General features: G+C 60.6%; 30 protein-coding genes and 1 tRNA gene. 6 read left to right on the top strand and 25 right to left on the bottom strand.

Annotation, left to right across the window (positions count from 1 at the left end; translation table 11 throughout):
* Positions 1 to 17 precede the first annotated feature (17 nt).
* On the bottom strand, positions 18 to 941 hold the full coding sequence (locus tag IF690_RS10070) for a LysR family transcriptional regulator (RefSeq protein WP_202699942.1): 924 nt from the start codon (positions 939 to 941) through the stop codon (positions 18 to 20).
* A gap of 125 nt (positions 942 to 1,066) precedes the next feature.
* Between IF690_RS10070 and IF690_RS10065 the strand changes: the two genes are divergently transcribed.
* The gene (locus IF690_RS10065; protein WP_023968471.1) at positions 1,067 to 1,813 is read left to right on the top strand and encodes a 3-oxoacyl-ACP reductase family protein; all 747 of its coding nucleotides are present in this window, start codon (positions 1,067 to 1,069) and stop codon (positions 1,811 to 1,813) included.
* 131 nt (positions 1,814 to 1,944) lie between these two features.
* On the opposite strand, the gene IF690_RS10060 is transcribed toward IF690_RS10065, so the two are convergent.
* The 9 genes from IF690_RS10060 to IF690_RS10020 form a co-directional block, all read right to left on the bottom strand.
* A complete protein-coding gene (locus IF690_RS10060) occupies positions 1,945 to 2,640 on the bottom strand; it encodes an HAD-IA family hydrolase (protein ID WP_009047886.1) in 696 nt (231 codons plus the stop codon).
* Between the two features lie 190 nt (positions 2,641 to 2,830).
* Positions 2,831 to 3,193: a hypothetical protein gene (locus IF690_RS10055; RefSeq protein ID WP_202699941.1), complete on the bottom strand. Its 363-nt coding sequence runs from the start codon at positions 3,191 to 3,193 to the stop codon at positions 2,831 to 2,833.
* Positions 3,190 to 3,378 carry a hypothetical protein gene (locus IF690_RS10050; RefSeq protein ID WP_202699940.1) on the bottom strand — a complete coding sequence of 63 codons (189 nt, stop codon included), beginning with the start codon at positions 3,376 to 3,378 and terminating at the stop codon, positions 3,190 to 3,192. Before IF690_RS10050 ends, IF690_RS10055 begins: the two co-directional genes overlap by 4 nt.
* A gap of 42 nt (positions 3,379 to 3,420) precedes the next feature.
* A complete protein-coding gene (locus IF690_RS10045; protein ID WP_202699939.1) occupies positions 3,421 to 3,579 on the bottom strand; it encodes a hypothetical protein in 159 nt (52 codons plus the stop codon).
* A gap of 113 nt (positions 3,580 to 3,692) precedes the next feature.
* Positions 3,693 to 4,109 carry a hypothetical protein gene (locus IF690_RS10040; protein WP_202699938.1) on the bottom strand — a complete coding sequence of 139 codons (417 nt, stop codon included), beginning with the start codon at positions 4,107 to 4,109 and terminating at the stop codon, positions 3,693 to 3,695.
* Positions 4,110 to 4,518: 409 nt separating this feature from the next.
* On the bottom strand, positions 4,519 to 4,950 hold the full coding sequence (locus IF690_RS10035) for a hypothetical protein (protein WP_025804301.1): 432 nt from the start codon (positions 4,948 to 4,950) through the stop codon (positions 4,519 to 4,521).
* Positions 4,951 to 5,156: 206 nt separating this feature from the next.
* A complete protein-coding gene (locus IF690_RS10030; protein WP_202699937.1) occupies positions 5,157 to 5,345 on the bottom strand; it encodes a hypothetical protein in 189 nt (62 codons plus the stop codon).
* 225 nt (positions 5,346 to 5,570) lie between these two features.
* Positions 5,571 to 5,942 carry a cupin domain-containing protein gene (locus tag IF690_RS10025; RefSeq protein WP_023968464.1) on the bottom strand — a complete coding sequence of 124 codons (372 nt, stop codon included), beginning with the start codon at positions 5,940 to 5,942 and terminating at the stop codon, positions 5,571 to 5,573.
* 397 nt (positions 5,943 to 6,339) lie between these two features.
* Positions 6,340 to 6,429: transfer RNA gene (locus IF690_RS10020), tRNA-Ser, on the bottom strand.
* A gap of 318 nt (positions 6,430 to 6,747) precedes the next feature.
* Here IF690_RS10020 and IF690_RS10015 point away from each other — a divergent pair.
* From IF690_RS10015 to IF690_RS10005, 3 genes are all read left to right on the top strand, one after another.
* On the top strand, positions 6,748 to 7,437 hold the full coding sequence (locus IF690_RS10015; protein ID WP_202699936.1) for a crotonase/enoyl-CoA hydratase family protein: 690 nt from the start codon (positions 6,748 to 6,750) through the stop codon (positions 7,435 to 7,437).
* Positions 7,438 to 7,650: 213 nt separating this feature from the next.
* On the top strand, positions 7,651 to 8,373 hold the full coding sequence (locus tag IF690_RS10010) for a 1-acylglycerol-3-phosphate O-acyltransferase (RefSeq protein ID WP_202699935.1): 723 nt from the start codon (positions 7,651 to 7,653) through the stop codon (positions 8,371 to 8,373).
* Positions 8,374 to 8,503: 130 nt separating this feature from the next.
* Complete coding sequence (locus IF690_RS10005) at positions 8,504 to 9,475, top strand: magnesium and cobalt transport protein CorA (RefSeq protein WP_009047875.1); 972 nt, start codon at positions 8,504 to 8,506, stop codon at positions 9,473 to 9,475.
* Positions 9,476 to 9,642: 167 nt separating this feature from the next.
* On the opposite strand, the gene IF690_RS10000 is transcribed toward IF690_RS10005, so the two are convergent.
* Complete coding sequence (locus tag IF690_RS10000) at positions 9,643 to 10,068, bottom strand: ester cyclase (protein WP_202699934.1); 426 nt, start codon at positions 10,066 to 10,068, stop codon at positions 9,643 to 9,645.
* Between the two features lie 214 nt (positions 10,069 to 10,282).
* On the opposite strand from IF690_RS10000, the gene IF690_RS09995 reads away from it, so the two are divergent.
* The gene (locus tag IF690_RS09995) at positions 10,283 to 11,251 is read left to right on the top strand and encodes a LysR substrate-binding domain-containing protein (protein ID WP_215729800.1); all 969 of its coding nucleotides are present in this window, start codon (positions 10,283 to 10,285) and stop codon (positions 11,249 to 11,251) included.
* 90 nt (positions 11,252 to 11,341) lie between these two features.
* Here the strand turns inward: IF690_RS09995 and IF690_RS09990 are convergent, their stop codons facing one another.
* From IF690_RS09990 to IF690_RS09980, 3 genes are all read right to left on the bottom strand, one after another.
* On the bottom strand, positions 11,342 to 12,070 hold the full coding sequence (locus IF690_RS09990; protein ID WP_202699932.1) for an amidotransferase: 729 nt from the start codon (positions 12,068 to 12,070) through the stop codon (positions 11,342 to 11,344).
* 104 nt (positions 12,071 to 12,174) lie between these two features.
* Positions 12,175 to 14,319 (bottom strand): 3-hydroxyacyl-CoA dehydrogenase NAD-binding domain-containing protein, encoded by a 2,145-nt coding sequence (locus IF690_RS09985; protein ID WP_202699931.1) that lies wholly within the window; start codon positions 14,317 to 14,319, stop codon positions 12,175 to 12,177.
* A 25-nt stretch (positions 14,320 to 14,344) separates the two neighbouring features.
* Complete coding sequence (locus IF690_RS09980) at positions 14,345 to 15,550, bottom strand: acetyl-CoA C-acetyltransferase (protein WP_202699930.1); 1,206 nt, start codon at positions 15,548 to 15,550, stop codon at positions 14,345 to 14,347.
* A 685-nt stretch (positions 15,551 to 16,235) separates the two neighbouring features.
* Between IF690_RS09980 and IF690_RS09975 the strand changes: the two genes are divergently transcribed.
* Positions 16,236 to 17,048, top strand: a complete 813-nt coding sequence (locus IF690_RS09975; RefSeq protein ID WP_202699929.1) for a c-type cytochrome — start codon at positions 16,236 to 16,238, stop codon at positions 17,046 to 17,048.
* Positions 17,049 to 17,472: 424 nt separating this feature from the next.
* Here the strand turns inward: IF690_RS09975 and IF690_RS09970 are convergent, their stop codons facing one another.
* The 11 genes from IF690_RS09970 to IF690_RS09920 form a co-directional block, all read right to left on the bottom strand.
* A complete protein-coding gene (locus IF690_RS09970) occupies positions 17,473 to 17,814 on the bottom strand; it encodes a ribonuclease E inhibitor RraB (RefSeq protein WP_009042886.1) in 342 nt (113 codons plus the stop codon).
* A 222-nt stretch (positions 17,815 to 18,036) separates the two neighbouring features.
* Entirely contained in the window at positions 18,037 to 18,294 is a 258-nt protein-coding gene (locus IF690_RS09965) for a hypothetical protein (protein ID WP_031286304.1), read from the bottom strand.
* Between the two features lie 116 nt (positions 18,295 to 18,410).
* Positions 18,411 to 19,019, bottom strand: coding sequence for an START domain-containing protein (locus IF690_RS09960; RefSeq protein ID WP_009047868.1), 609 nt, complete (start codon positions 19,017 to 19,019; stop codon positions 18,411 to 18,413).
* Between the two features lie 42 nt (positions 19,020 to 19,061).
* The gene (locus IF690_RS09955) at positions 19,062 to 19,316 is read right to left on the bottom strand and encodes a YkgJ family cysteine cluster protein (RefSeq protein ID WP_202699928.1); all 255 of its coding nucleotides are present in this window, start codon (positions 19,314 to 19,316) and stop codon (positions 19,062 to 19,064) included.
* 168 nt (positions 19,317 to 19,484) lie between these two features.
* Positions 19,485 to 19,997, bottom strand: coding sequence for a translation initiation factor 2 (locus IF690_RS09950; protein ID WP_202699927.1), 513 nt, complete (start codon positions 19,995 to 19,997; stop codon positions 19,485 to 19,487).
* Positions 19,998 to 20,076: 79 nt separating this feature from the next.
* The gene (locus IF690_RS09945; RefSeq protein WP_009047866.1) at positions 20,077 to 21,516 is read right to left on the bottom strand and encodes an aminotransferase-like domain-containing protein; all 1,440 of its coding nucleotides are present in this window, start codon (positions 21,514 to 21,516) and stop codon (positions 20,077 to 20,079) included.
* A 201-nt stretch (positions 21,517 to 21,717) separates the two neighbouring features.
* Positions 21,718 to 22,530, bottom strand: coding sequence for an OmpA family protein (locus IF690_RS09940; protein ID WP_023968454.1), 813 nt, complete (start codon positions 22,528 to 22,530; stop codon positions 21,718 to 21,720).
* A complete protein-coding gene (locus IF690_RS09935; protein WP_202699926.1) occupies positions 22,527 to 22,883 on the bottom strand; it encodes a DUF4398 domain-containing protein in 357 nt (118 codons plus the stop codon). The genes IF690_RS09940 and IF690_RS09935 overlap by 4 nt, the downstream gene beginning before the upstream one ends.
* A 9-nt stretch (positions 22,884 to 22,892) precedes the next feature.
* Positions 22,893 to 23,717 carry a substrate-binding periplasmic protein gene (locus tag IF690_RS09930; protein ID WP_202699925.1) on the bottom strand — a complete coding sequence of 275 codons (825 nt, stop codon included), beginning with the start codon at positions 23,715 to 23,717 and terminating at the stop codon, positions 22,893 to 22,895.
* 81 nt (positions 23,718 to 23,798) lie between these two features.
* A complete protein-coding gene (locus IF690_RS09925) occupies positions 23,799 to 24,728 on the bottom strand; it encodes an electron transfer flavoprotein subunit alpha/FixB family protein (protein ID WP_023968452.1) in 930 nt (309 codons plus the stop codon).
* Positions 24,729 to 25,478 carry an electron transfer flavoprotein subunit beta/FixA family protein gene (locus tag IF690_RS09920; RefSeq protein ID WP_202699924.1) on the bottom strand — a complete coding sequence of 250 codons (750 nt, stop codon included), beginning with the start codon at positions 25,476 to 25,478 and terminating at the stop codon, positions 24,729 to 24,731.
* Positions 25,479 to 25,702: the final 224 nt, after the last annotated feature.

The raw sequence follows: 25,702 nt of genomic DNA, 5'->3' as shown, positions 1-25,702 counted from the left end.
CAGGTTGACGCGCGCCTTCAAACCGCGCTGAAGCGCTGCTCCAGGCCCTGCTCGGCGAACTGCTCGATCACGAAGTCGACGAAGGCCCGGGTCTTGCCCGGCAAGAGTTTGTGCTCGGCGTAGTAGATCGAGATGTTGCCGTCGTCGACGTACCAGTCCGGCAATACCCGCTGCAGGGTGCCGGCATTCAGATAACCGACCGCGAATGGCATGCTCACCAGGGCCACTCCCAGGCCTTGGGCGGCGCTGGCGCAGGCCGCTTCCGAATCGCTCATGGTCATTCGCGCCTTCAGGTTCAGCGGGCTTTGCTGCCGGGTGCGGCTGGTCAGGGCCCAGGAGCGCACCCGCCCGGTCTGCGGCGAGCGGATCAGGATACCTTCGCAATGCTGCAAATCCTCGGGTCGCTCGACCGCCGCGCAGCGCGCCAGGTACTCCGGCGAGGCCACCAGGATGCGATGAGCCGGGGTCAGCCGTCGCGCCACCACCCCTTGAGGCAGTTCAAAGCCGCCGCCAATCGCCGCGTCGAAGCCCTGGCCGATCAGGTCCACCTGGCGATTATCGAAATGCCAGTCCGGGCTGATCTCCGGAAAACGCCGCAGGAACTCGCCGAGCATGGGCACTATGTACAGCCGCCCGAACACCGTGCCCATGCTGACTTTCAGGGTACCCGCCGGGCGCCCTTCGGCGCTGGCCAGGTTGGCCACGGCATTCTGGATGGTGTACAGGCTGGCGCTGACCTCATCGAGAAACAGCTTGCCGGCCTCGGTCAGGGTCAGGCGGCGGGTGCTGCGCTGAAACAGCCTGACCCCGAGCCGAGCCTCGAGCTTGGCCACGCTTTTACCCACCGCGGCGGGGGTCAGGCTCAAGCGTCGCGCGGCTTCGGCAAAACTGCCGACTTCGGCGCTGCGCACGAAGCATTCGATGCTGCTGAAGGTTTCCATGGCGCCTCATTCTAAACTTCTGGTTTATACAGACTAGAGCGATTCCTATCTACACAACACCTAATCCGAGGTCGATACTCGACTCCAACCACAAGGCAGCCCGCCTTGGACTTTTGGAGAATGACATGACCAGCCAATCCCTCAGCGGCAAAGTAGCCTTGGTTCAAGGCGGTTCCCGCGGCATCGGCGCCGCCATCGTGCAACGCCTGGCAGCCGAAGGCGCCGCTGTCGCCTTCACCTACGTCAGCTCCACCGCCAAGGCCCAGGCCTTGCAGGACAGCATCACCCAGGCCGGCGGCAAGGCCCTGGCGATCCTCGCCGACAGCGCCGATGCCGCGGCCATCCGCCAGGCGGTCGACAGCACGGTCGAAACCTTTGGCCGCCTGGACATCCTGGTCAACAACGCCGGCGTCCTGGCCGTCGGTCCGCTGGAAGACTTCAAGCTGGAAGACTTCGACCGGACCCTGGCCATCAACATCCGCAGCGTGTTCGTCGCCACCCAGGAAGCGGCCCGGCACATGGGCGAAGGCTCGCGCATCATCAACATCGGCAGCACCAATGCCGAACGCATGCCTTTTGCCGGCGGCGGCACCTATGCCATGAGCAAGTCGGCCCTGGTCGGCCTGACCAAAGGCCTGTCCCGCGACCTCGGCCCACGGGGCATCACCATCAATAACGTGCAGCCCGGCCCGGTCGATACCGACATGAACCCGGCCCACGGCGACTTCGCCGAAAGCCTGATCCCGCTGATGGCCATCGGGCGCTACGGCCATGCGGAAGAAATCGCCAGCTTCGTGGCCTACCTGGCAGGCCCGGAAGCGGGTTACATCACCGGGGCCAGCCTGAGCATCGATGGTGGCTTCAGCGCCTGATTCCTGCGCCCATGAAAAACGCCGGGCCACCTTCATCAGGTGGCCCGGCGTTTTTTGTAGGGGCTGTCGCAGGCTGCGATAAGCCCGATAGGGCTTCAAGAACGGCGCCTCCTGCGGCAGCGGCTACAGGTTCAGCTCCATTGCAGCAGCGGCAAGCCACAGGCCGCCGGCTGGAACCCCTTCAACGAACGCAGAATGGCGTCGGCATGGGCGTACTTGGCGTCCGCCATCGCCGGGTCGGGAATGGCGATCGCGGTCATCCCCGCCGCTTTTGCCGCGGTGACACCAAAGGGTGAGTCCTCGAACACCAGGCAATCCTCGGGGGCGACGCCCAGGCGCCGCGCGGCGGTCAGGAAGATGTCCGGCGCCGGCTTGGCCGCGCCCACTTCCGGGTCGTCGGCGGTGACTATGGTGTCGAACAGCGCGAACCAGTCGCCATGCAAGGTGGTTTTCTGGGCGAAAGACTGGCGCGAAGAGCTGGTGCCCACGGCGATCGGCACGTTATTGGCCTTGAGGTGCTGCACCAGCTCCTGCGCCCCCGGCATCGCCAGCGCGCGGGGAAAACGCTCGCGCATCAGCGGCTCGCGAATCACCAGGAACTCCTCCGGCGTGATCGGCAGATCCAGGGCTTCGACCACGTAGCGGGCCAGGTCCGCGGCACCACGGCCGATGATGTTCTGCTTGACCGTCCAATCGAAGGTGCGGCCGTAACGATCGGCGATCAGCTGGGTCACCTCGGTGTAGATGCCTTCGGTGTCCAGCAGCAAACCGTCCATATCGAAAATCACGGCCTTGATCGGGCCCACATCATTCAACTGTGCATTCATCGCATCTGATCCGTTAACAAAAAACATCCCGGGGAGCGGCTCAGGTACGGCCAGTTTTTTGCCCGATTAAAGGGTTCAGCAGCATAGCCGCGGCGGATGACAGGGAGCAACCTCAGGCCAACGCGCAGGCAGACAAAAGCCCGGACAGGCCGGGCTCGATGGTCTCTGCATCATGAATGAACACAGCACACTAGCGCCCCGCCCGTCCGCTGCCGCCCCCGGGACCGCCGGTGCCGCCACCCGCGCTACCGGTTCCACCGCCGGCACCGCCGCCGCCCATGATGGAACCATTGACGCCGGTAGAACCCATGCCACCGCCCTGGCCGGAAGAGCCGCGCGCATTGTCGGCCCGGGAACGGCTGTTCGTGACACCTACACCATTCCCGCCCAGGGACCCAGGTCGCAGCATGAGATCGTTGCTGGAACCGCCCTCGAAAGAGCGCCCGGAAGTATTGGTTGGAGCCCGTCCGTCAGCGGATTCTGCCAGGCTGGTGAAGAAGAAAATCGAGACCAGGGCGACCAACACCAGGCTCAGCAGTTTTGCGCGTCTCACGACGAGCCTCCCGGGGCGGGACGGCGCTTGCCCCTGGCCGCCTTGCGCTGCGGCTCGGGTCGAGACAGCTCCTGCTCGGCGTTGGCGTCCGGAAGGATCTGTTCGGGAGTCAGCGCATCCGTGGGAGAAGGCAGCGGATATTCGGGCGTTTCATCCCGGTCGATATGTTTCGAATCATGCTTCATATGCACCTCACACCGGTCAGGCCGGCGTGCTGGAAGCAGACTTCACGAGCGCTTTTCCTCCGACTCGCCTGCCTCATCGTCATCGCTCAGTGGCACCTGGGCGTCATCCATCAGCGAGCCCGGGTCTTCATTGCCCGGATCGTTGACCACGGGCACGCCCGAAGTATCTTCTTCTTTCTCGTCAGCTGTTTCCGGAGTCATGGCAAACCTCGTCGACACAATGTGTCCATCATTAAATTCGAGGGGCTGGAGCGATATTCGTTCCCATAAAAAAGCCCGGCACGGGGCCGGGCTTTTTGCGCACTGCAGCAGAATCAGTCGTGCTTGTGCTTGTGTTTGTTCTTGTACTTTTTGCCGCCGCCGGAGTGATGACCATCGTCACCCATGCTGCTGCCCAAAGCACCACCGGCCGCGCCACCCAGGCCTGCACCGATGGTCGAGCCCGTTTTGCCGCCCAGCTTGTTGCCGATCACCGAACCGCCGGCCGAACCCAGGCCACCACCGATGGCCGCTTCGGTCCGACTGCCTTTACGGGCACCGACCGCACTGCCGGCAGCGCCGCCAATACCCGCACCTACCGCGGCGCCTGTGCTGCCGCCAATCTGTTGTCCCACCACATTGCCCAGCGCGCCACCCAAACCGCCGCCGACCGCAGCAGTGCCATCACCGGCGGCCATCGCACCTTGAGCAGCCAGAAGCCCCAAAACCAGAGCAGGCAGTGTTAAACGCATGATGTAAACCTCGAAAAAGATGCTGGAGAGTCATTCTATAGCGGTGTCTGACTAAAGCTGAGCGGCGACAGCACAACGCTGTAATCCTTTTAGTCAAAAGGTTGGACCGTTTTTGCGCAAAGAGTTTTCACCCAGACAAAAAAAAGCCCGCTGGGGAGACGGGCTAATAAGATTTGCTTTAACGGATGAGTTGAGCCTACGCACTCACTTGTGAAGAAATTGTGAAAACAACGCCTCTCACAAATAAACGGGATGAGGGCATGTTTCCATCCCTCTTCCAACTGAGCAAACTCATGCACGAAGAACCCGTGCCACTGAAGAACGCCCCAGAGAATGCGGGCTGCCAATGGCAGGGGTTCCACGCGAGGTGTCACGCAAATTGCCTTGTTCAGGAGTTCCTGCGACAGGCTTACTGGATGCTACGGATGCTGCCTTTGTTGCCTTTGACAGTGACCGATACCTTCTTGAAGACGAAGTAGTTTTCTTCACTGACCTCATAACGTGGGGCAACGATCAGGTCGGCACCGGACGCCTTGACGGCCTTGTAGGCTGCAGCCGATTTCACCGCACTGACCGGGTCCAGCATGCCCAGGCCACCACCGGTGTCGCCACCGTAGGTCACGCCATCGGCGAACTGGTTGTCACCACCGAACTTGAGAACACCGAACAGAATATTCACCGAGGATTGCCCCGAGATGGCCTCGCCTACCGCAACGTCTGCCTTGAGGTCAGCCTTGACCTGGCTGTCGATCGGAGCGGCGGGTTGGCTGATGTTGTAGCTGGTGCAACCGCTGGCAGCGATGAGGGTCGACAGGGCAATGAATTTGAAAGCCTTCTTCACTGGTTCTATTTCCTTATACCTGATCAAAAACAGTATCCGACAGAATGTCGGCCCCACACGAAATGTGAGGGAGCGGACCTTAGCGTCGTGGGAAAACCAGGAATATGGGACCTATCTCAAAGCGTTCTGGATAATTCTGAAACAATCAATTTCGAGACTTTCAGGCCGAAAAAACCCCGCTGCTAGGCGGGGTTTCATGCTGCAAGTCAGCGCCTCGTCGTGGGCGCCACTTTTGGGAAAAACTTTGTCTGGGTCACCCTGGGTAACGCACTGGCCCTGGTCTTGCCTGCCGATGCCTTGATCGGTGGCTCGCTGTCAAACGCTGCCTGACCGCAGCGCACCAGGTTGTTGATTGGGAACTCATCCCCATTGTCCTCAATATAAGGATCGCTCATCTCCCTGCTCCCTCCAACAACCGGTCGATACCGGCAAGCACCTGACTGCCTAGAAAATATCGACCGTCACAGCGCTTCAGACTAGACGGTCATTTAAGGACTTGCAGTTCACGGGCGAAAAGACCGACGAATGGCCCAAGCCGGAGTTCTTCGCTCAAGAGTGCGAATTGTCGCCGAAAAAGGAGCAGTTGATCTTCATCTGCTCCTTTTCCGGCTGCGTTTCACCTAGACCTTACGAGCGTAGTTGCTGGCTCCGAACCAGTCGACCACCACCACGGTTTCATCCCCCACCACCCAGGCGTCATGACCTTTAGGCAGGGAGGTGATATCACCCGGCCCGGCGATGATTTCAGTGCCGTCATCCATCAGGATCGCCAGCCTGCCGGCCACGTGATACTGGAAGTGCGGAGCCTGGCAACTCGGTGTCTGCGCCAGTGGCCGGATATCGTTCGACCAGCGCCAGCCCGGCTTGAAAGTGAAGCGCCCCACTTCGCATTGGCCGATCTTCAGGATCTCTGCCTTGCCATTGGAAAACTCGCGGGTCTCGTCCGGTTCGGAGAAGGATTTATGCTCGGTGACTTGTTCGTGCGTGGACATGATCGTGTCCTCGATTGAGTAGCTGCAAAGCCTGCCGACGCCGGCAACATCGCCCGCGCCTGCAGACCGCCAGCATCGCCCCACTCGATGCGCATGACCATTCTAGACCTGAAAGCGTGGAGTGCCCGCCTGATATCGGCGGAGAACCTCACCTTCAAGGTGACCGGACCGCCAGGCTTCGCAGGGGTAACAAAGCCAAGGACCACTCAGGTATCCAGGGTGATCGATACCTCGTCGGAATAGCCTTGGCTGTTGCGAACTCGTAATGATTTTGGCCGTCGCGGGGAAACGGCGTTCAGCAAAGAAGCCGCTCGCCAACGGCTGCGACAAGCAGGACCCAGAAAGCACAAAACCCCTGACTTCTCGAGGAAATCAGGGGTTTTGCGTCGATCGAATATGGCGGTTGAGGAGGGATTCGAACCCTCGATACAGTTTCCTGTATACACACTTTCCAGGCGTGCTCCTTAAGCCACTCGGACACCCAACCGTGTCTCGTCAAACCGATTCAGTCTGTCGAGGCGCGCTAATGTAGTCGAAAGCTTTTCTGATGGCAAAGGTTTTTTTGAGAATTTTCATGCGCTTAAGACATTTCTCTGGATTCCGGCACTTCGACGACATCAGCGTCATGGCAAACCGGCCAATCTCTGGCCTGGCTGGCAGCTATAGAGAAGGGCCGATACGCGCCCCAGGTGGCCGGATACGCTTGTCAGGCCAGAAAGGGCTGACTCACCAGTCAGTCACAGCGCTTTACCTGACCTGTGACCGTGGGTAACGTCTGCCCCACTTCAATACAAGGAATTGCGTCATGAATGAGTTGATTTCTTACCACCTCGAAGACGGTATCGCGACCCTGACCTTGAGCAATGGCAAGGTCAATGCCATTTCCCCGGACGTGATTGCTGCCTTCAATGCTGCGCTGGACCAGGCCGTCACCGATCGCGCGGTGGTGATCATCACCGGGCAACCCGGCATTCTGTCGGGCGGCTACGACCTGAAGGTGATGACCGCCGGTCCTAAGGAAGCCGTGAGCCTGGTGACCTCGGGTTCGACCCTGGCCCGCCGCCTGCTGTCGCATCCCTTCCCCGTCATCGTCGCCTGCCCTGGGCACGCCGTGGCCAAGGGTGCGTTCCTGCTGCTGTCGGCGGACTACCGCATCGGCGTCGAAGGCCCGTTCAGCATCGGCCTGAACGAAGTACAGATCGGCATGACCATGCACCACGCCGGCATCGAGCTGGCCCGTGACCGTCTAAGCAAATCCGCGCTGCACCGCTCGGTGATCAATGGCGAGATGTTCGACCCGCAAGGCGCGGTGGATGCCGGCTTCCTCGACAAGGTAGTAAGCGCCGAGGAGCTGCAAGGCGCCGCCCTGGCCGCCGCGCGCCAATTGAAGAAGATCAACATGACCGCCCACAAGAACACCAAGCTGAAAGTGCGCAAGGCGCTGCTGGAAACCCTGGACAACGCGATCATCCTCGATCAGGAACACCTGGGCTGAAGCTTGAGCCATCGCATACCCGCCCGGCCCTGCGCCGGGCTTTTTTATGCCCGCAGCGCGAGAAGGACAGGCGCAGCGCTCTAACTCGCCGCTGAGCGAAGAGTCGGAAACATGCGCTTAAATATCGGCCATCTTCCCCTTCTATACAGGTAATTGCCGAAAACAGTGCACATCCGTACACTGCGCCACCTTTTATCCCCGGTGGGCCTGTAGATGCTGTATCTGTTTCGTATGTTATTGATGGGCCTGCATTTTATTGCAGCGGGGATTCTCGGTGTGGTGCTGGGGCTGTGCCGCCCGTTCAACCCGGATAACAGCCGCCTGTGCGCGCGCCTGTATGCCTTGCCTGCCATGTGCATTCTGCGCCTGCGGGTCAAGGCCGAGGTCGGGCCGCTGATGGACAAGCCCAAGAGCTGCGTGATCGTCGCCAACCACCAGTCCAACTACGACCTCTTCGTGTTCGGCAACGTGGTGCCCCAGCGCACCGTGTGCATCGGCAAAAAGAGCCTGAAATGGGTGCCGCTGTTCGGCCAGCTGTTCTGGCTGGCGGGCAACGTGCTGATCGACCGCGGCAACGCGCACAAGGCGCGTCGCTCGATGCTGACCACCACCCACACCCTGCAACACAAGGACACCTCGATCTGGGTGTTCCCGGAAGGTACCCGCAACCTCGGCGAAGACCTGCTGCCGTTCAAGAAAGGCGCCTTCCAGATGGCCATCGCCGCCGGCGTGCCGATCGTCCCGGTATGCGCCAGCAGCTACATCCGCCACATGCGCCTCAACCGCTGGCACAGCGGCAGGATCCTGATCCGTTCGCTGCCGGCGATTCCCACCGCCGGGCTGAGCATGGACGACATGCCTAGGCTGATCGAGCAATGCCGCGAACAGATGCGCGAGTGTATCGAGTCGATGGACCGCCAGTTACAGACCGCCTGAAAACAGCCCGCCGCGTGCGGGCTTTTTATTGCCGGCGAACTCCACCCTCCAGGCTGACTCTGATCAGTCATGGGGCTAAGCTGCATGGAGTCTCACTCCTCATTTCGATAAGAAGAAGCGAACAGGAACCATGGGTAGAGTTGTTGCCGCCGCAGTCTACAGCGCGGGTAAAAAAGTCACTGACATCACCCTCGACGAAGGGGCAGCCTGGGCCGCCAAACCCGGGCACTTCGTCTGGATCGGCCTCGAAGAACCCAACGCCCAGGAACTGGCCAATCTGCAACGCCAATTCAACCTGCACGAGCTGGCCATCGAGGACGCCCTGGAAAAACACAGCCGTCCGAAACTCGAAACCTTCGGCGACGCGCTGTTTATCGTCACCTACTCCCCCGTGCGCGAAAACGGCAAGCTGGAGTTCATCGAGACCCACATCTTTGCCGGCAACGGCTACATCATCACGGCCCGCAACGGCCACTCCAAATCCTATGCCTTTGTCCGCCAGCGTTGCGAGGCGCGGCCGCTGTTGCTGGAGCATGGCGAAGACTTCGTGCTCTACGCGCTGCTGGATTTCGTCACCGAGAACTACCAGCCGGTCAGCGAAGCGATCCATGCCGAGATCGACGCCCTGGAGCACAGCGTGCTGTGCAGTTCCCTCAACGAGCGGGATATCCAGCACCTTCACAGCCTGCGCCGCGACGTGCTGCGCCTGCGCCGCTATGTAGCGCCCATGGTGGAGATCAGCGAAGAGCTGCAGAAGCTCAGCTTCCCCTTTATCGACAAGAACATGCGCCCGTACTTTCGCGATGTGCAGATCCACGTCACCCGGCAGATGGAAGACCTGGCGACCTTGCGCGACATCGCCAGCCAGACCATCGAGATCGGCGTGCTGCTGGAGGCCTCGCGACAAAGCGTGGTGCAACGCAAGTTCGCCGCCTGGGCGGCGATCCTGGCGTTCCCGACCGCGGTGGCCGGGATCTACGGCATGAACTTCGACAACATGCCCGAGCTGAAGCTGCACTACGGCTACTTCGGCGTGCTGGCGTTCCTGGTACTGGGCTGTACCGGGTTGTGGGCGAGCTTCAAGCGCTCGGGGTGGCTGTGAATCAAGAGTCGTCTTGGGCAGCGGCCGTAGAGCGACAAGCTGGAGCTGGGTGCAACAACCCGGCTCGACTCACGTCCACCATCAGGCGAAGATGAACCGGGTTATCTTTTTTGCAGGACGAGGCAACACCATACCGTCAGTTTTGAATTGCATGGCCGCTGCATTTCTTAAGTGTATTCAACAATTCCAAGTTGCCTGGCCATGAACAATTCGTTTCGCTCTACTATCTCTTCAACGATCTTGCTTGAACTGTTGAAACGGAAATAAGTCAATGCCGTCCAGGTTACATCCTTGCCCTGCACATCAAAACCGTGCCATGTATTCGACCCACGAGCGTGATGGGTCAAATGAACAACGACCACATCATCAGTAACAACCTCTTTGCTGAATGTGGTGGTTATTGATTCATATCGCTCCAGCACATGTTCACACAAGGCCCGCTTGAAGTTGCCAACGCCACGAATGGGAGCGTCGCAGTCGGGCCTATGCACAATGACATCGGCATCGAAGTACTCATGCACTCGCTCAGCGTCTTTGCCATCTACGCAATATTGAAAATACTTTTTTACGACTTCCAGGTTTTTAGCACTCACTGGGCAAACTCCTCGCATGGTTAAAAGCCTAACTATTCCCTGGTTGAGCAAAGTGCCGAGAAGTACTTGCGATCAATATATAAATCACGCGTACAACATCGCATCAAAGTGTCGACCAAGGCAGAACGATCATGTCTGAATTCATTCTAGGGAGGGTTTTGCTATCCGTAAATCAACATTATATTTAGTGTGATATCAGAAAATGGAATACCAAATGAAACTCGACAGGCTTGAACGATGGGCGACAGTAAGGCATTTCCGCTTAGCGATTGCACTGGTTGAGTACGGCAGCATCTTGCATGCGGCGCGCGCACTTCATCTTTCGCAGCCCACGGCTACCAAGCTGTTGCAGGATCTGGAGGAAGCAGTGGGTGCCCCGCTCTTCATCCGGGGCCGCCGAGGCGTGACGCCTACGGAGCTTGGACAAGCCTTTGTCGATCGCAGCCGGATGGTCCTCGCCCAGATCGACCATGTTTCACACGCAATCGACGCGCTGGGCAGAGGCTACGCCGGGCGGGTCGCGATAGGTTGTGTGCTCACAGGATCGAGTTACCTCGTACCCGCGGCGATCGCACGACTCAGGTCATCCCGCCCTGACATCCGGATCAAAATTGTTGATGGAGTGAGTACTGAGCTCATCCCTCGGCTCATATCAGGCGAACTTGATTTTCTGATTGGAAGGCTGTCCGACGTTAGTACCAGCGCGGTTGTGGCTCAGGAGGCTCTATTCAGCGAAAACGCCATTATTGTTGCGAGACGGGATCACCCACTTGCCCAGCAACCCGACGTCAAGCTTGAACAACTCGCGCGCGAGGCGTGGCTGCTCCCCCATACGGAAACAACCTTGCGCAAGCAATTCGATAATATTTTTTATCGGGAAAATATCGATCCGCCCCATGCCACCATCGAAACGGTGTCCATGTTCAATATTCTTTGGTTACTCAGGCAGACGGATCTTCTGGGCATTTTGCCGCAGTCGGTGGCATTTGATCCGGCATACCGCACTGAGATTGTTCGTCTGCCCGCTTTCGAACCATTGGTATTGGAACAGATCGGCGTCTCTCGACTTTCCGGCGTCGGATTATCCCCGGCTGCTTCCGCCCTGGTAGAGGCCCTGAGGGAGATCATGCGCAGCACTTCGGAGGTTTTAGCAGGTCTGCGAGGCCTCAACCCCCAAGATTGAAAACACCTCCGCAGAACGCGACGCAGCTGCTCACCGACAAGGACTTTGAAGTCTTTGTAGAAGCGAGCTGCTCGCGATGCGCTTAAAGATTCAAACCGACCCGGCCTGCGGCTTGTGCGCGACAAAACGCATCATCCACTCGGCAACGGTGCTGCCGTGATGATCCCGGTCCAGGCTGGCGATGCCCTTTTGATAGACCTGCTCGCCCAGGTGCTGCTGGCGCAGGTCCAGCAAGGCCCGCGAATAGTCGTGGATGAACTCCGGGTGGCCCTGGAAGCACAGCACCTGGTCGTTGATGTGATAGGCCGCGAACGGGCAGAAATCGCTCGAAGCGATGACCGTGGCGTTTTCCGGCAAGGCCGTCACCTGGTCCTGGTGGCTGATCAGCAACGTCAGCTCTTCCACCACCGGGCTCATCCAGGGCGCCTTGGCCGCCAGCTTGTAGTTGTGGGTACCCACGCCCCAACCCTGGGTCGCGCGTTCACTCTTACCCCCCAGCAGCAACGCCAGCAACTGATGGCCAAAACAGATGCCCAGCAGTTTATCGCCGCGCTGATAACGCTCCAGCAGGTAGGTCTTGAGGGTTTGAATCCAAGGGTCGGTACCGAAGGAGTCGGCCTTGCTGCCCGTGACCAGGTAGGCGTCGAAGCGTTGGTCGTCGCTTGGGTAGTGGCCCTGCATCACGTTGTAGACGGAAAATTCGGCAGCGATCGGCTGCTGTGAAAACAGGCGCTGAAACATCTGCCCGTAACCCTGATATTGATCGACCAATTCCGGACGCAGGATGTCGGTTTCCAGAATGCAGATGCGTAGCGACATAAAAAATACCTGACACGTGATGGGAATAATGAACACTCCAGAGCCTGCCTTGAAACGCCCGACCAAGGCAAGCCCCGCGATGCATCACTTTAGTCCCTTCAGTCTCAGAACAACTGGCCTTTGGCGGCCTTCTCCAGCAGCAGCGCCGGCGGCGCGAAACGCTCGCCATATTGCTCGGCCAGGTACTGGGCACGGGCGATGAAGTCCTTCAGGCCGTACTGGTTGATGAACTGCAAGGCCCCGCCGGTCCAGGCCGCAAAACCGATACCGAAGATCGAGCCGATGTTGGCATCGGCCGTCGAACGCAACACACCCTCCTCCAGACAACGCACGGTTTCGATGGCCTGCACGAACAACAGCCGATCGCGCACGTCCTGCGGCGAAATCTGCCCGTCGGCTTTCTCGAAGTGGGTTTTCAGCTGCGGCCACAAGTGCTTCTGCCCCCCGGCCGGGTAGTCGTAGAAACCGCCACCTGCGGCCTTGCCTGGGCGCTTGTATTCATTGAGCAGCAGGTCGATCACGGCAAAGGCCGGATGCTCCGGCAGCGGCTTGCCTTCGGCCTGCAGGTCCTTGGCGGTCTGTTGGCGGATATGGCTCAGCAGGCTCAGGGAAACCTCGTCGCAGATCGCCAGCGGGCCGATCGGCATCCCCGCCTTGCGCGCCTCGGTCTCGATCATCGGCGCGGCTACGCCCTCGCCAAGCATGGCGATGCCTTCGTTGGTGAAGGTGCCGAACACCCGCGAAGTGAAAAAACCGCGGCTGTCGTTGACCACGATCGGGGTCTTCTTGATCTGCTGGACGAAGTCGAAACCGCGCGCCAGGGTTTCGTCGCTGGTCTGCTCGCCCTTGATGATTTCCACCAGGGGCATTTTTTCCACCGGGCTGAAGAAATGCAGGCCGATGAACTTGCCTTGATCGGGCACCGCCTTGGCCAGGCTGGTGATGGGCAAGGTCGACGTATTGGACGCGATCACTGCCTGCGCCCCCACCACCTGCTGCGCCGCTGCCGAGACCCTGGCCTTGAGCTCGCGATCCTCGAACACCGCCTCGATGATCAGGTCGCAACCGGCCAGGTCGGCGTCCTGCTCGGTGGTGCGGATTCGCGCCAGCGTGGCGTCACGCTGCTCGGCGCTCAAGTGGCCACGGGCAACCTTCTTCTCCAGCAGCGCCGCCGAATGGGCCTTGCCCTTCTCGGCCGCCGCCAGGTTGATGTCCTTGAGCACCACTTCGATGCCAGCCACGGCGCTGACGTAAGCGATCCCGGCGCCCATCATCCCGGCACCGAGCACCCCGACCTTCCTGGTCACATAGGGCGCAAAGCCTTGGGGACGGGAGCCACCGGCATTGATCTCGTTGAGCTGGAACCAGAAGGTGCCGATCATGTTTTTCGCCACCTGGCCGGTAGTCAGCTCGGTGAAATAACGGGCCTCGATCAACTGCGCGGTATCGAAATCGACCTGGGCGCCCTCCACTGCCGCACAGAGGATCTTCTCCGGCGCCGGCAGGCAGCCCTGGGTCTTGCTGCGCAGGATCGACGGCGCGATGGCCAGCATCTGCGCGACTTTCGGGTGCGACGGCGTGCCCCCGGGAATCTGGTAGCCGGCCACGTCCCAGCGCTGCTTGACCGCCGGGTTGGCGACAACCCACGCCCTGGCCTTGGCCAGCAAGTCGTCGCGGTCGCTGGCCAGCTGGTCGATCAGGCCGGCTTGCAGCGCCTGCCGCGGTCGAACCTTCTTGCCCTCCAGCAGATACGGCAGGGCTTTTTCCAGGCCCAGCAAACGCACCATGCGCACCACCCCACCGCCGCCTGGCAACAGGCCGAGGGTCACCTCCGGCAGGCCGATCTGCAGCGACGGGTCGTCCAGCGCCACCCGGTGATGGCAGGCCAGGCAGATCTCCCAGCCACCGCCCAGGGCCGCGCCGTTGATCGCTGCTACCACGGGTTTGCCCAGGGTCTCCAGGGCTCGCAGCTGGCCCTTGAGGGTCAGCACCATGTCATAGAAGGCCTGGGCTTCGGCCTTGCCGACCTTGATCAATTCATTGAGGTCGCCGCCGGCGAAGAAGGTCTTTTTCGCCGAAGTGACGATCACCCCGGCAATCGATTCCTGTTCGGCTTGCAAGCGGGCCACGCAGGCGGCCATGGCCTCGCGATACACCGCGTTCATGGTGTTGGCGCTCTGGCCCGGCATGTCGATGGTCAGAACGACGATCTGGTCCTGGCCCTTTTCGTAACGGATGGCTTCGGTCATGAAAGTGTTTCCTTGAAGTCAGGGCTCAGAGACGTTCGATGATGGTGGCGATACCCATGCCGCCGCCGACACAGAGGGTCGCCAGGCCGTAACGCTGGCGCCGCGCTTCCAGCTCGTCGAGCAGGGTGCCGAGAATCGCGCAGCCGGTGGCGCCCAGCGGGTGGCCCATGGCGATGGAGCCGCCATTGACGTTGACCTTGTCCGGGTCGATGGCCATGTCCTTGATGAACTTCAGCACCACCGAGGCGAAGGCCTCGTTGACCTCGAACAGATCAATGTCTTCGACCCGCAGCCCGGCCTTGGCCAGCGCCTTGCGCGTGGCCGGCGCCGGCCCGGTGAGCATGATGGTCGGATCGGTGCTGGTGACCGCCGTGGCGACGATCCGCGCCCGTGGCTTGAGGCCCAGCGCCTGGCCCTTGGCTTCGGAGCCGATCAGCATCAGCGCCGCGCCATCGACTATCCCTGAGCTGTTGCCCGGAGTGTGCACGTGGTGAATACGCTCGACATGGCTGTAGACCCGCAAGGCGGTGGCGTCGAACCCCATCTGGCCGATCATCTCGAAGCTGGGCTTGAGCTTGCCCAGGCCCTCGAGGGTGGAATCGGCGCGAATGAACTCATCGTGATCCAGCAGGACGATGCCGTTCTGGTCCTGCACCGGCACCAGGGACTTGCTGAAAGCCCCCGCCGCCCTGGCCCGTGCGGCCTTCTGCTGGGACTGCAGGGCAAAGGTGTCGACATCCTCACGGCTGAAGCCTTCCAGGGTGGCGATCAGGTCCGCGCCTATGCCTTGCGGGGTGAAATGGCTGTGCATGTTGGTTTGCGGGTCGAGCACCCAGGCGCCGCCGTCACTGCCCATGGGCACCCGCGACATCGACTCGACGCCACCGACCACCACCAGGTCCTCGAAGCCGGAGCGCACTTTCATCGCCCCCAGGTTCACCGCCTCGAGGCCCGAGGCGCAAAAGCGGTTGATCTGCACCCCGGCCACGCTGACGTCCCAATCGGCGACCAGCGCCGCGGTCTTGGCGATGTCAGCCCCCTGGTCGCCAATTGGCGTCACGCAGCCAAGCACGATGTCGTCGACCTGGCTGGTGTCGAGTCCGGTACGCCGCTGCAGGGCATCGAGCAGCCCGGCGAGCAGGTTCACCGGCTTGACGCTGTGCAGGGAACCATCGGCCTTGCCTTTGCCACGGGGGGTGCGTAATGCGTCGAATATCAAAGCCTGGGTCATGACGTCCTCGAACCGCTGTGCAGATGAATGATGACAGGGCTCCCACTCTTGGCCCCGAGGGCCCGGGATTCAATGACCGATGCGCTCACTGACCTTGACGGTCACGCTCAGACGAACGGTAGTGAGCTAATGGATTCCGCCCGCCGCATAACGGAACTGTCTAGACAAAGGGTGGGCAAGAAGATGGCAATAGGCCTCATGCGTTTTTTAAAGCATCCGCCTATTAGCTGATATGAAATGGATCTAAGCCAAGGGTTACAAGGCCCCTAAGGTAGGACTGTAGGCAGTGAATCGTTGCAGCCGGGTCTTGCCGGTGCACGCGCAAGGAAAGGGACACATCGCCTGGCCATAGTGAAGCGGCAGGCATGCATTTGATGTTCAGGAATAACAACAAAAGGCATTCAGCCATGTTCAAGCATTCGAAAGTCCGTCAAGCGGGGCTCATTCTGTTCGCAACCACCTTGCTTCTGATCTTGCCGAACCTCACCAAAGTGATCGGCTAGAGGCGTGGCCATCCCGTCACGCAATCGAATCTTTGTGCTCCGGTTCGCTACCGGGGCCGGCGCTTGTGTGCCACTCTTTCTGACGCCGCGGCCACGCTGAATCAGGGTGTCGTCGCGCTTATCAGAAAACTGGAGACGGGCCGTACGCGGTATTCTCCACCCCAGCGACGGACAGCGATCAATTGAAATCTCTTATCTTCCTGTGCAGCGCCCTGCTGCTCACCACGCCCGTGCATGCCGCGCAGCTGACCCTGGAACTGGGGGCCGGCAGCCGTACCTGGCAGACCGATGAACTGCTCAAGCACCCTCTGGCCCGGACCGTCACCGTCAAGGATGACGTGTCGTACAAACGCGACATGAGTTACCGCGCGGTGCCGGTCTCGGCCCTGCTCACTGGCGTCAAGGCCGATGACCACCTGCAAGCCGTCGCCCTGGACGGTTTCGCCGCCGAACTGCCCGCCGCGCCCTTGCTCAACCAGGACGGCGCCCAAGCCTGGCTGGCCATCGAAGACCCGGCCAAGCCCTGGCCGCCCCTGGCTGAAGGCAAGCACAGCGCCGGGCCTTTCTACCTGGTGTGGACCAACCCGCAGGCCGGTCATATCAGCCCCGAGCAGTGGCCATTCGAAGTGGCGAGCATCAAGCGCCTGGCGCCGGTGGCGGAACGTTTCCCGGCCCTGCGCCCGGCCCCCAGGCTGGCGGCCGGCGACCCGGTGAATCAGGGCTTCGCCCTGTTCCAGAAGAACTGCCTGGCCTGCCATCGCCTCAACGGTGCCGGCGACTCGCAGTTCGGCCCGGACCTGAATATCCCCTACAGCCCCATCGAGTATTTCGGCGCGGACTTCCTCAAGCGTTATATCCGCGACCCACAGAGCCTGCGCCGCTGGCCACAGGCGAAGATGCCAGCCTTCGCAAGCAGTGTATTGCCGGATGCCGAGCTGGAGTTGCTGGTGGGCTATCTGAAGCATATGGCGGGGCGTAAACAGGCGGCGCAATAAAGCTGGCTTGGGGAGGTGCTCTCCAGGACGCCATCGCGGGCAAGCTTCGCGCCTACCGTCGAGCGCACTCCCCGGCAAGTGCTCCATTGCCAGGCAATGCAATGGCTATCGACGGCATAGCCAGACTTGATTTCACCGCTTGGGCAAAACTGCGCAGAATTCGCTGCAACAGCGCAAACGACTTCTGCACCGCCAAGGCGCGCTGTCGATGCCCCCTTCATGGCGCCAATGGCGGCCGGGCCCGGAATGTCCCCGACCGGTTTCCTCTCCTACCGGTCTTCCCTTTTGGCCACCCTCAGCGGGTGGCCTTTTTTTGCCCGTTCTCAGGAGCGAGGCTGGCCCCCCCGGCAGATCCCAGTGGCAGAAACGAAATCGGCCGACCCGAAGGTCAGCCGATGCTGATTCTTGACGCTATTCATATGCACTAGACGAGTCGCCCTCGAACCTCCTGCTTCACGCCCCAACCTTCAATGATCCCGCCCAGGGGCGCGACCACCGCTTCAAAGTCCTGCTCGAAATCGCCGATGCCGCCGTAGGTGGCGTACATCACCTTGCTCAGCTCCAGGTACCAGGCGCCGTCATCGCGCACGCTGACCTGGGCATTCAAGGATTCACCGCGGAACTGCCCTGCCGCCCTGCGTGCCCGCTCCTCGTCCGGGAAAATGGCGTAGAACTCGATGGGATGGAATCGTGAAAAATCGAAACCGCCTTCTTTCATGCGGCGCAGCACGCTGCTGCTGATGTCTTCTTGATAGGCTGTGCTCATGAAACGTCCTCCTCAAACCGATGGATAGACTTTCCGTACTCCCTTGCCTGTCACCGCACGGTGCAGGCTTGCGGCGAGAAGATCGCCGCCAGGAAACAAGCATGTAGCTGACAAGACCAGACCTTAGCGATTCATTCGCTGATCTCGGATGCAGAGTAGCGCCAAGACGCGGGCGCTGCCAAGGTCTGGGTTCAAGCCCGGTAGGGCTTTGCGCAGTAAAGATTAAATTGGCGTAATGCTGAGGATTTGAATGCTGTTCTGATCTTTCAGGCTCTTGACCGTAGGATCATCGGTACGCCCTTCCAGATCGTTGAGGTCAAGCTCGGCCGGAACCGGCAGAAGCTTTGCGCGAATCAATTGTGCCGCCTTCTCCATGTTGGGCTGCTGCTCACAGTCGAATTGCTCCACTGACTGGACACCATGATCGTCAACGAAAGTGACTTGCCACTTTTGCATCAGCGCCTCCTTGATGAAGCCCATGGATGGACATCACAAGATGTCGACCCTGAAGAGCCAATAATCGTTCAAACCAAGAGCCCGGCAACTCCATTAAAAAATGGCTGCCCTGGGGCAGCCTTTTTTGCAGCGACCGGCGCTTACGGCTTCTCGGCACGCGCCTTCAATGCCTTGAGGGTGTTGAACGGCGCATCCACCACAAACTTGTTGGCCAGCCAGGACGGTACGCTGCCGCCCGGCTCGGTGTGCACCTGGTAGGTCACTTCGACCTGGTCCGCGCCCTTGGGCACGAATTTCCAGAAACCTTCGACCTGGGCGACACGTACGAAGCCTTTCTCGTCGGGAACATAGGTCGGTACGCCTTCGAGCTTGCGGGTCAGGCTGCCATCGGCCGCTTCGCTGGTGGTGACATGCAGCACCGAATCACGCGGGGTGACCGGCCACGGGGTATTGAACTGGGTGTAGGTCCAGCTCTGCTCACCTTCGTGCTTGAGCAGTTTCTGCGACTTGCATTCATGAATCCAGGCGCAGGCGCCTGTCACGTCGTCCTGCAGCGCGCGCAGCTTGGCCACGCTGGTTTTCATGGTGGTCACACCCCGGTAGGCCTTGTATTTGGACCCGGCCACTTCACTCAAGGAGACCTTGATGCCGTCTTCATCCTTGGCCGTTTGCCAATCTTCGGCGTGGGCGGTTGCCGACAGCAGAACGGTCAACCCACAGAGCACAGCAATTCGATGCAGCGAACCCATTGTCTTATTCCTTATTGTTGAAGTTCCGTTCATTGAAACACTTCACGCCGCCGTCATTTGCTCCCACCAGCCCAACAAGCGGATAGCCTCTTCCCGGCTGCCGCCACAGACTTCGACATCGGCCTGGAACGCACCACAGACGGCGGGCCGTTCGGGTTGGCCGAACAGACCGCACCGCAGTTCGACAGAAAGATGGATGCAACGTTCTCCGGCCGGTTTGCCATTGGGCATTCCGGGAATCGGGGTACTGATGGAAGGGGCAATGCAACAGGCGCCACAGCCTTCACGGCAGTTCATGACGACAAGCTCCTCGCGACGGGCAAAGTATTGAAATGGCGCGGACTAGAGTAACCGCTAAAACAGCCGTTTGAAATTGGCCGCCCGCTGGTTTTTGCTCTCAGGCTCGCGTGACTGACCAGTCTCCGACAAAGCGTCAGGGCCGCGGGTCACAGTCAGGATGAGGGTTTACTGCTTGAACTCGAAATCCAGCGCCGCGCCTTCCACATCACGCCGTTCGTCATTGCGCAGCTGCAACTGCATTTCGTTGCTCAGCAGGCGGCCGTTGAGCTGGAACGGACTGTCGTCCTTGGGTTTCTCGCCGAACATCGGCGGCAGCAACGGGGTGCGCTTGGGTTGGTTGACCGAGCCGATCGGCTGCAATTGCTTGACCATTTCCGGTGGCAGGCTCAGATCCACCTTGGCCGATGGCAAAGGCGTCTTCACGATCTCACTGGCAGCCTTGGACTTGGAGACGATCGGCGCGCGCCTTTTCTGCGCCTTGGCCTTGGGTTTGGCCTTGCTGTTCGCTGTCGCCTTCTTTACCGGTGCGGTTTTCTTGGCTGCCGCGGTTTTTTGCGATTTATTCGCGGTAGCGCTTGCCGCGACCTTTTCCTGGGCTGGAGCCGCCAGGATGCTGGCCGTGCCAAAAGCACTCAAGACACTGACCAATACCCAGGCAACAGGAAAAATCGCTTTCATAGAGAGACAACAGGATTGGCGGCGAAGAGCCATATGCTCGCCTGTTGACCGCGCGAAAACAAGCGCGGCAACCGATCCTTCAAAAACCGCCCGCAGCCTCCTGGCACAGCTGGCTGGCCAACATGCCCAGGGTCATCAGCGCCCGCTCGGCCTCGCGATTCCACGGGGTACCGCAGTTGAGGCGAATGCAGTGGTTGAACTGCTCGGTGTTACTGAAGATCAGCCCCGGCGCGATACTGATGCCCTGCTGCAATGCCCGGACATGCAGTTCCTGGGTATTGACCCGCCCCGGCAGGCTGACCCAGAGAATGAAACCGCCGTTCGGACGGGTAATCTGCGTGCCTTCCGGGAAGTACTGCTGCACCGCCAGCTGAAAGGCGCTGAGGTTCTTGCGGTACTCCTGACGGATAAAGCGCAGATGCCGGTCGTAACCGCCGTTCTCCAGGTAGGCCGCGACCCCCATCTGGGTGACACTGCAGGCCGAGTGGGTGCTGAAGGTCTGCAAGCGCTGGATTTCCTGCTGGTACTTGCCGGCAATCATCCAGCCGATACGCACGCCGGGGGACAGGGTCTTGGAAAAGCTCGAGCAATAGATCACCCGGTCCAGCCGGTCATAGGCTTTCAGCGCCTTGGTACGGCCAACCTCGAACATCAGTTCGCCGTAGATATCGTCCTCGACCACCTGGATATCGAAATCCGAGGCCAGGCGCAGCAATTGTTTCTGCCGCTCTTCCGGCATGGTGCCGCCCAACGGATTGCTCAGGCGCGTGGTCAGCACCAGGGCCTTGATCGACCATTGGTTGGCCGCCAGTTGCAGCGCTTCCAGGCTCATGCCGGTGGAAGGGTCGCTGGGAATCTCGATGACCTTGAGCCCCAGCAGGTCGGCCAGTTGCAGCAAGCCATAATAAGTCGGTGACTCGGCGGCAATCAGGTCGCCCGGGCGGGTCAGCACGCGCAACGACATCTGCAGGGCATCCACGCAGCCGTGGGTGATCACCACTTCGGACGGGTCGACCACCACGCCGGCGTCGCGCATGCGAATCGCCACCTGGCGGCGCAACGGCTCGAAACCGGGGCTGAACATGTAGCTGAAGGCGCGCGGACTGTGGAAACGGGTGACCTTGGCCAGTTGCTGGTGCAGCGCCCGCACCGGCAGGTAATCGACGCTCGGCACCGCAGCCCCCAGCGGAAACACGCCTTCACGGCGCGACTCCACCAACACCTGATGAATGATGCTGCTGCGCGTCACCAGGCCAGGCCGTTCGACCCGGGCGATGTCCGGGGTCGGCGCAGTCAGCGCCGGGGTCTGGTGCACGTAATAACCCGACTGCGGGCGGGCGCGGATCAGCCCCTGATCCTCGAGATTGGCGTAGGCCTGGAGCACCGTGGCGTGGCTGACGTTGAGCTGGGAACTCATCTTGCGTACCGAAGGCACGCGCTCCCCGGGCTGGTACACACCACGCCGGATATCTTCAGCCAGCTGCTGAGCGATACGTTGATAAAGCAAGAGATTGGTCATGACGCTGCACTCGATTTCACCGGCATTTTATTCTTGTGGATGACGATACCGGAACAGTTCATAAGTGTACTGGGACAGTTGCCACAATAGTCGACCGTACAGGGCAGTGTCAGCAAAAACTGTATTGTTTTGCGTGCCAATCGTCAGGCACAAAAAAACCCGGCTCCACAGGGAAACCGGGTTGTTTTGACCCTCCGCGTCTTAGCGCGCGGCGCCCAACTGGCCTTTCTCATCGGAGAAGACGATTTCCACCCGACGGTTCTGCGCTCGCCCACGTTCGGAGGCATTGGCCTCTACCGGGTACTCATCGCCATAACCTTCGACCTGGACCCGTTTCTCCTCGACGCCCAGGTCCACCAGGATATCGGCCACGGCCTGCGCCCGGTCGCGGGACAGTTTCAGATTGCTCTGCTTGTCGCCAGTGTTGTCCGTGTAGCCCTCGATTCGCACCACGCGCTTGGGGTTTAGCTGGAGAAACTGCACGACCTTGAGCACAGTGCGGTTGGCCGAGCTTTTCAGCTCCGCTTCGCCAGTGTCGAACAGCACATCGCCCAGGGTCATCACCAGCCCGCGATCGGTCTGGGTCGTGGCCAGGTTGATGATCTGCTCTTCCAGCCACTTGCCCTGTTGCTGCACGCTCAGCAGCTTGGCCTCGCGCAGGGCCAGTTGCAGGCGCTGGCGTTCCAGTTCGAGCTTGGCCGCCTGCTCCTGGTTCAGCGCCTGGTTGGTGTGCTCGCGGGCGATTTCACTGTAGCGCTGGCTGAGGTAGGCGTAATGCACCACATCCGAACCGCTGCCCCAGTAGCTGGACAGGCGATCGGCGCGGGCCAGGGACTCACCGGCGCGGATCACGTCCTTGGGCGCGATGCGCAGTACGTTGGAGTCTTCCTTGACCTTCTGGAAGTCTTCGCTGGCCTGTTCCAGCGCTGCTTCGCTGCGTTGCCCGGCGCAGCCGTAGAGGCCGGTGCAGGCGATCAGCAGCACGCCGCCCAATACTTGAGTCAGACGAATCATTGGGCATCTCCCAACTGCTTGCGCAGGCGAGTGATGCGGGTCTGGACGAGGTTCAGCTGTTCCTGGCTTTTCAAGGTCAGGACTCGCGCCTCGGCCAGGCGCGCATCCAGTTCCGCCTGCTCGGCACGCATGCGCGCATGCTTGAACGACTCTTCCTGCATGTTGCGTTGGGCGCGGGCGAACTTGTCCTCGGCCAGTTTCATTTCCGGCACATCCTCTGCCGTGGCCCCCATGGCCTTGGCCTGGGCCAGGGTTTGTTCGGTCAGGCGCATTTGTTCATTCGGCGCCGGATCGGCTGCGCAACCCGCCAGAGCCAGGACGGCCAGGGCAGCGAAAAGAGGTCGAATACTCACTAGAAATCCCTACTGTTTGGGGGTACTGACAGGTTGCTGCAACTGTGCCTTCCAACGCTCGAGATTGCGCTGCAGCACGGCTTCCGTCAGACCGGACGCGGGCAATTCTGTCATCTTTTTCGCCAACTGTCCGCGCAACCATGGGTCGTTGCAGGCGGAGTTGTGCGAGACGGCCAGGAACAGGCCGGGTTTATCGGCAGGTTGTTCAAAGGCCAGCAGATCGTTGGCCATGCCCAGCGACTGGGCCAGGGCCATGCCGGCGTAGCGTCCGGCCAGTACATACTCCACCTCCCCCAGCAGCAGTTTCTGGAACGCCTGGGTCAGGTTCGGCATGCGGGTCAGGCTCAATTGCTCTTTGGCGAAGGCGTCGAAGGACGGCGTCAGGCGTGCCCTTTCCGACAATGCGCCAGTATGCCCATGCAGGTCCGACGGCTGGCTGTAGCTCAGCGTCGAGCCCTTGCGGGTCCAGACCAGGAAATCGTTCTCCAGCAGCGGCGGATGAATGTAGTCCAACGCATCCAGCTCATTCACCGTCAGCGGTGCGTCGGCCAGCATGTCCATGCGCCCGCTGCGCACTTCATCCAGGGCGGCGGAGCGTTTGCCGGCATATAGCAGCTCGACCTTGATCCCCAGCTCCTGCGCCACATGCTGCAGCAGTTCGGCGCTGGCACCAATCAGGTGGCCGGGGTCCTGCGGGTCGCGCCACAGATATGGCGGGGCATCCGGACTGCCGGTCACCACCAGGCGCTCGCATTTGCCGGCGGCCATCGACGGCAACGGCATCAGTGTCAGTCCCAGCAGCGCTGACAGGCCACCCAGGCGGCGCAGATCCATGGCGAAATTCTCCCACTCAAATCCCAGACAATAAAAAAGCCCGGCCAAAAGACCGGGCTCTTTATAAGTGAAGCCGCTGGATTAGACCAGCTTCTCCAGCTCAGGTACGGCTTCGAACAAGTCCGCCACCAGGCCGTAGTCGGCCACCTGGAAGATCGGCGCTTCTTCATCCTTGTTGATCGCAACGATCACCTTGGAGTCTTTCATGCCGGCCAGGTGCTGGATCGCACCGGAGATACCGACGGCGATGTACAGCTGTGGCGCAACGATCTTGCCGGTCTGGCCGACCTGCATGTCGTTGGGTACGAAACCTGCGTCGACCGCGGCGCGCGAAGCACCCACGGCGGCACCCAGCTTGTCGGCCAGGGCGTACAGGTGCTTGAAGTTGTCGCCGTTCTGCATGCCGCGGCCGCCGGAAATGACGATCTTGGCAGCGGTCAGTTCAGGACGATCGGACTTGGCCAGCTCTTCGCCGACAAAGCTCGACTTGCCGGCATCGTGAGCGGCAGCAACCGCTTCGACAGCGGCCGAACCGCCTTCGGCGGCAACCGGGTCGAAACCGGTGGCACGCACGGTGATGACCTTCACGGCAGCGTTCGATTGCACGGTGGCGATGGCGTTACCGGCATAGATCGGACGCTTGAAGGTGTCGGCGCTTTCTACCGAGATGATCTCGGAGATCTGGTCGACGTCCAGCTGCGCGGCAACCCGTGGCAGGATGTTTTTGCCGTTGGAAGTGGCGGCGGCAAGGATGTGGCTGTAGCCCTTGCCCAGCTCTGCTACCAGAGGGGCAACGTTTTCCGGCAGCTGATGCGCGTAGGCGGCGTTGTCAGCGGACAGGACCTTGCTCACGCCAGCGACTTTCGCAGCGGCTTCAGCCACGGCGCCAGCGCCTTGACCTGCAACCAGGACATGGATATCACCGCCGATCTTGGCGGCAGCAGCCACGGTATTCAGCGTGGCCGGGGCCAGTACTTTGTTGTCGTGTTCAGCAATAACCAAGATAGTCATTTAGATTACCTTCGCTTCGTTTTTCAGTTTCTCGACCAGTTCAGCGACCGACTTGACCTTGATACCCGCGCTGCGTGCAGCTGGCGCTTCGACTTTCAGGGTCTTGTTGGTAGAGGCGGTGGAAACGCCCAAAGCATCAGGAGTCAGCACTTCAAGCGGCTTCTTCTTGGCTTTCATGATGTTTGGCAGGGACGCGTAGCGCGGCTCGTTCAAACGCAGGTCGGTGGTGACGATCGCTGGCAGGCTCAGCGAAACGGTTTGCAGGCCGCCGTCGATTTCACGGGTCACGGCAACCTTGTCGCCTGACACTTCGACCTTGGAGGCGAAGGTGCCTTGAGCGTACCCGCTCAGGGCAGCCAGCATCTGGCCGGTCTGGTTGTTGTCACTGTCGATGGCTTGCTTGCCAAGGATCACCAGCTGAGGCTGTTCCTTGTCGACCACGGCCTTGAGCAACTTGGCCACGGCCAGGGAGTTCAGTTCATCGGCGGATTCGACGAGGATGGCGCGATCGGCACCCAGCGCCAGGGCGGTACGCAGTTGCTCTTGAGCAGTAGCGGGACCGATGGAGACGACGACGATTTCACTCGCCACGCCTTTTTCTTTCAGGCGTACGGCTTCTTCCACTGCGATTTCGCAGAAAGGGTTCATCGACATCTTGACGTTGGCGAGGTCGACGCCGGAATTGTCCGCCTTGACGCGAACCTTGACGTTGTAATCGACAACGCGTTTGACAGCTACAAGAACCTTCATGGATTCCTCGTTACTCTCCGGTGAAAAGAAAGTCGCCTAGGCGAACCTGGCGGTTGATGCTCATCGGGCACAAGGGCACCTCTAAAAACGCTGGCATTGCCCCTTGGGACAGCAGACAGATGACCCTGCTCGCGGGATGATGACCGTTCGTCAGTAGCGACTGGCCGGTCATTCTTTATCGCGGCGTGTAAACTGCGCGTTGCGTCACCTTGTACTGCTTTCGC

The organism is Pseudomonas sp. SK3(2021) (assembly GCF_016772375.1).
In the GTDB taxonomy this organism is placed as follows: Bacteria; Pseudomonadota; Gammaproteobacteria; order Pseudomonadales; family Pseudomonadaceae; genus Aquipseudomonas; species Aquipseudomonas chlororaphis_I.
This window is presented reverse-complemented; position numbering and strand designations above follow the sequence as displayed.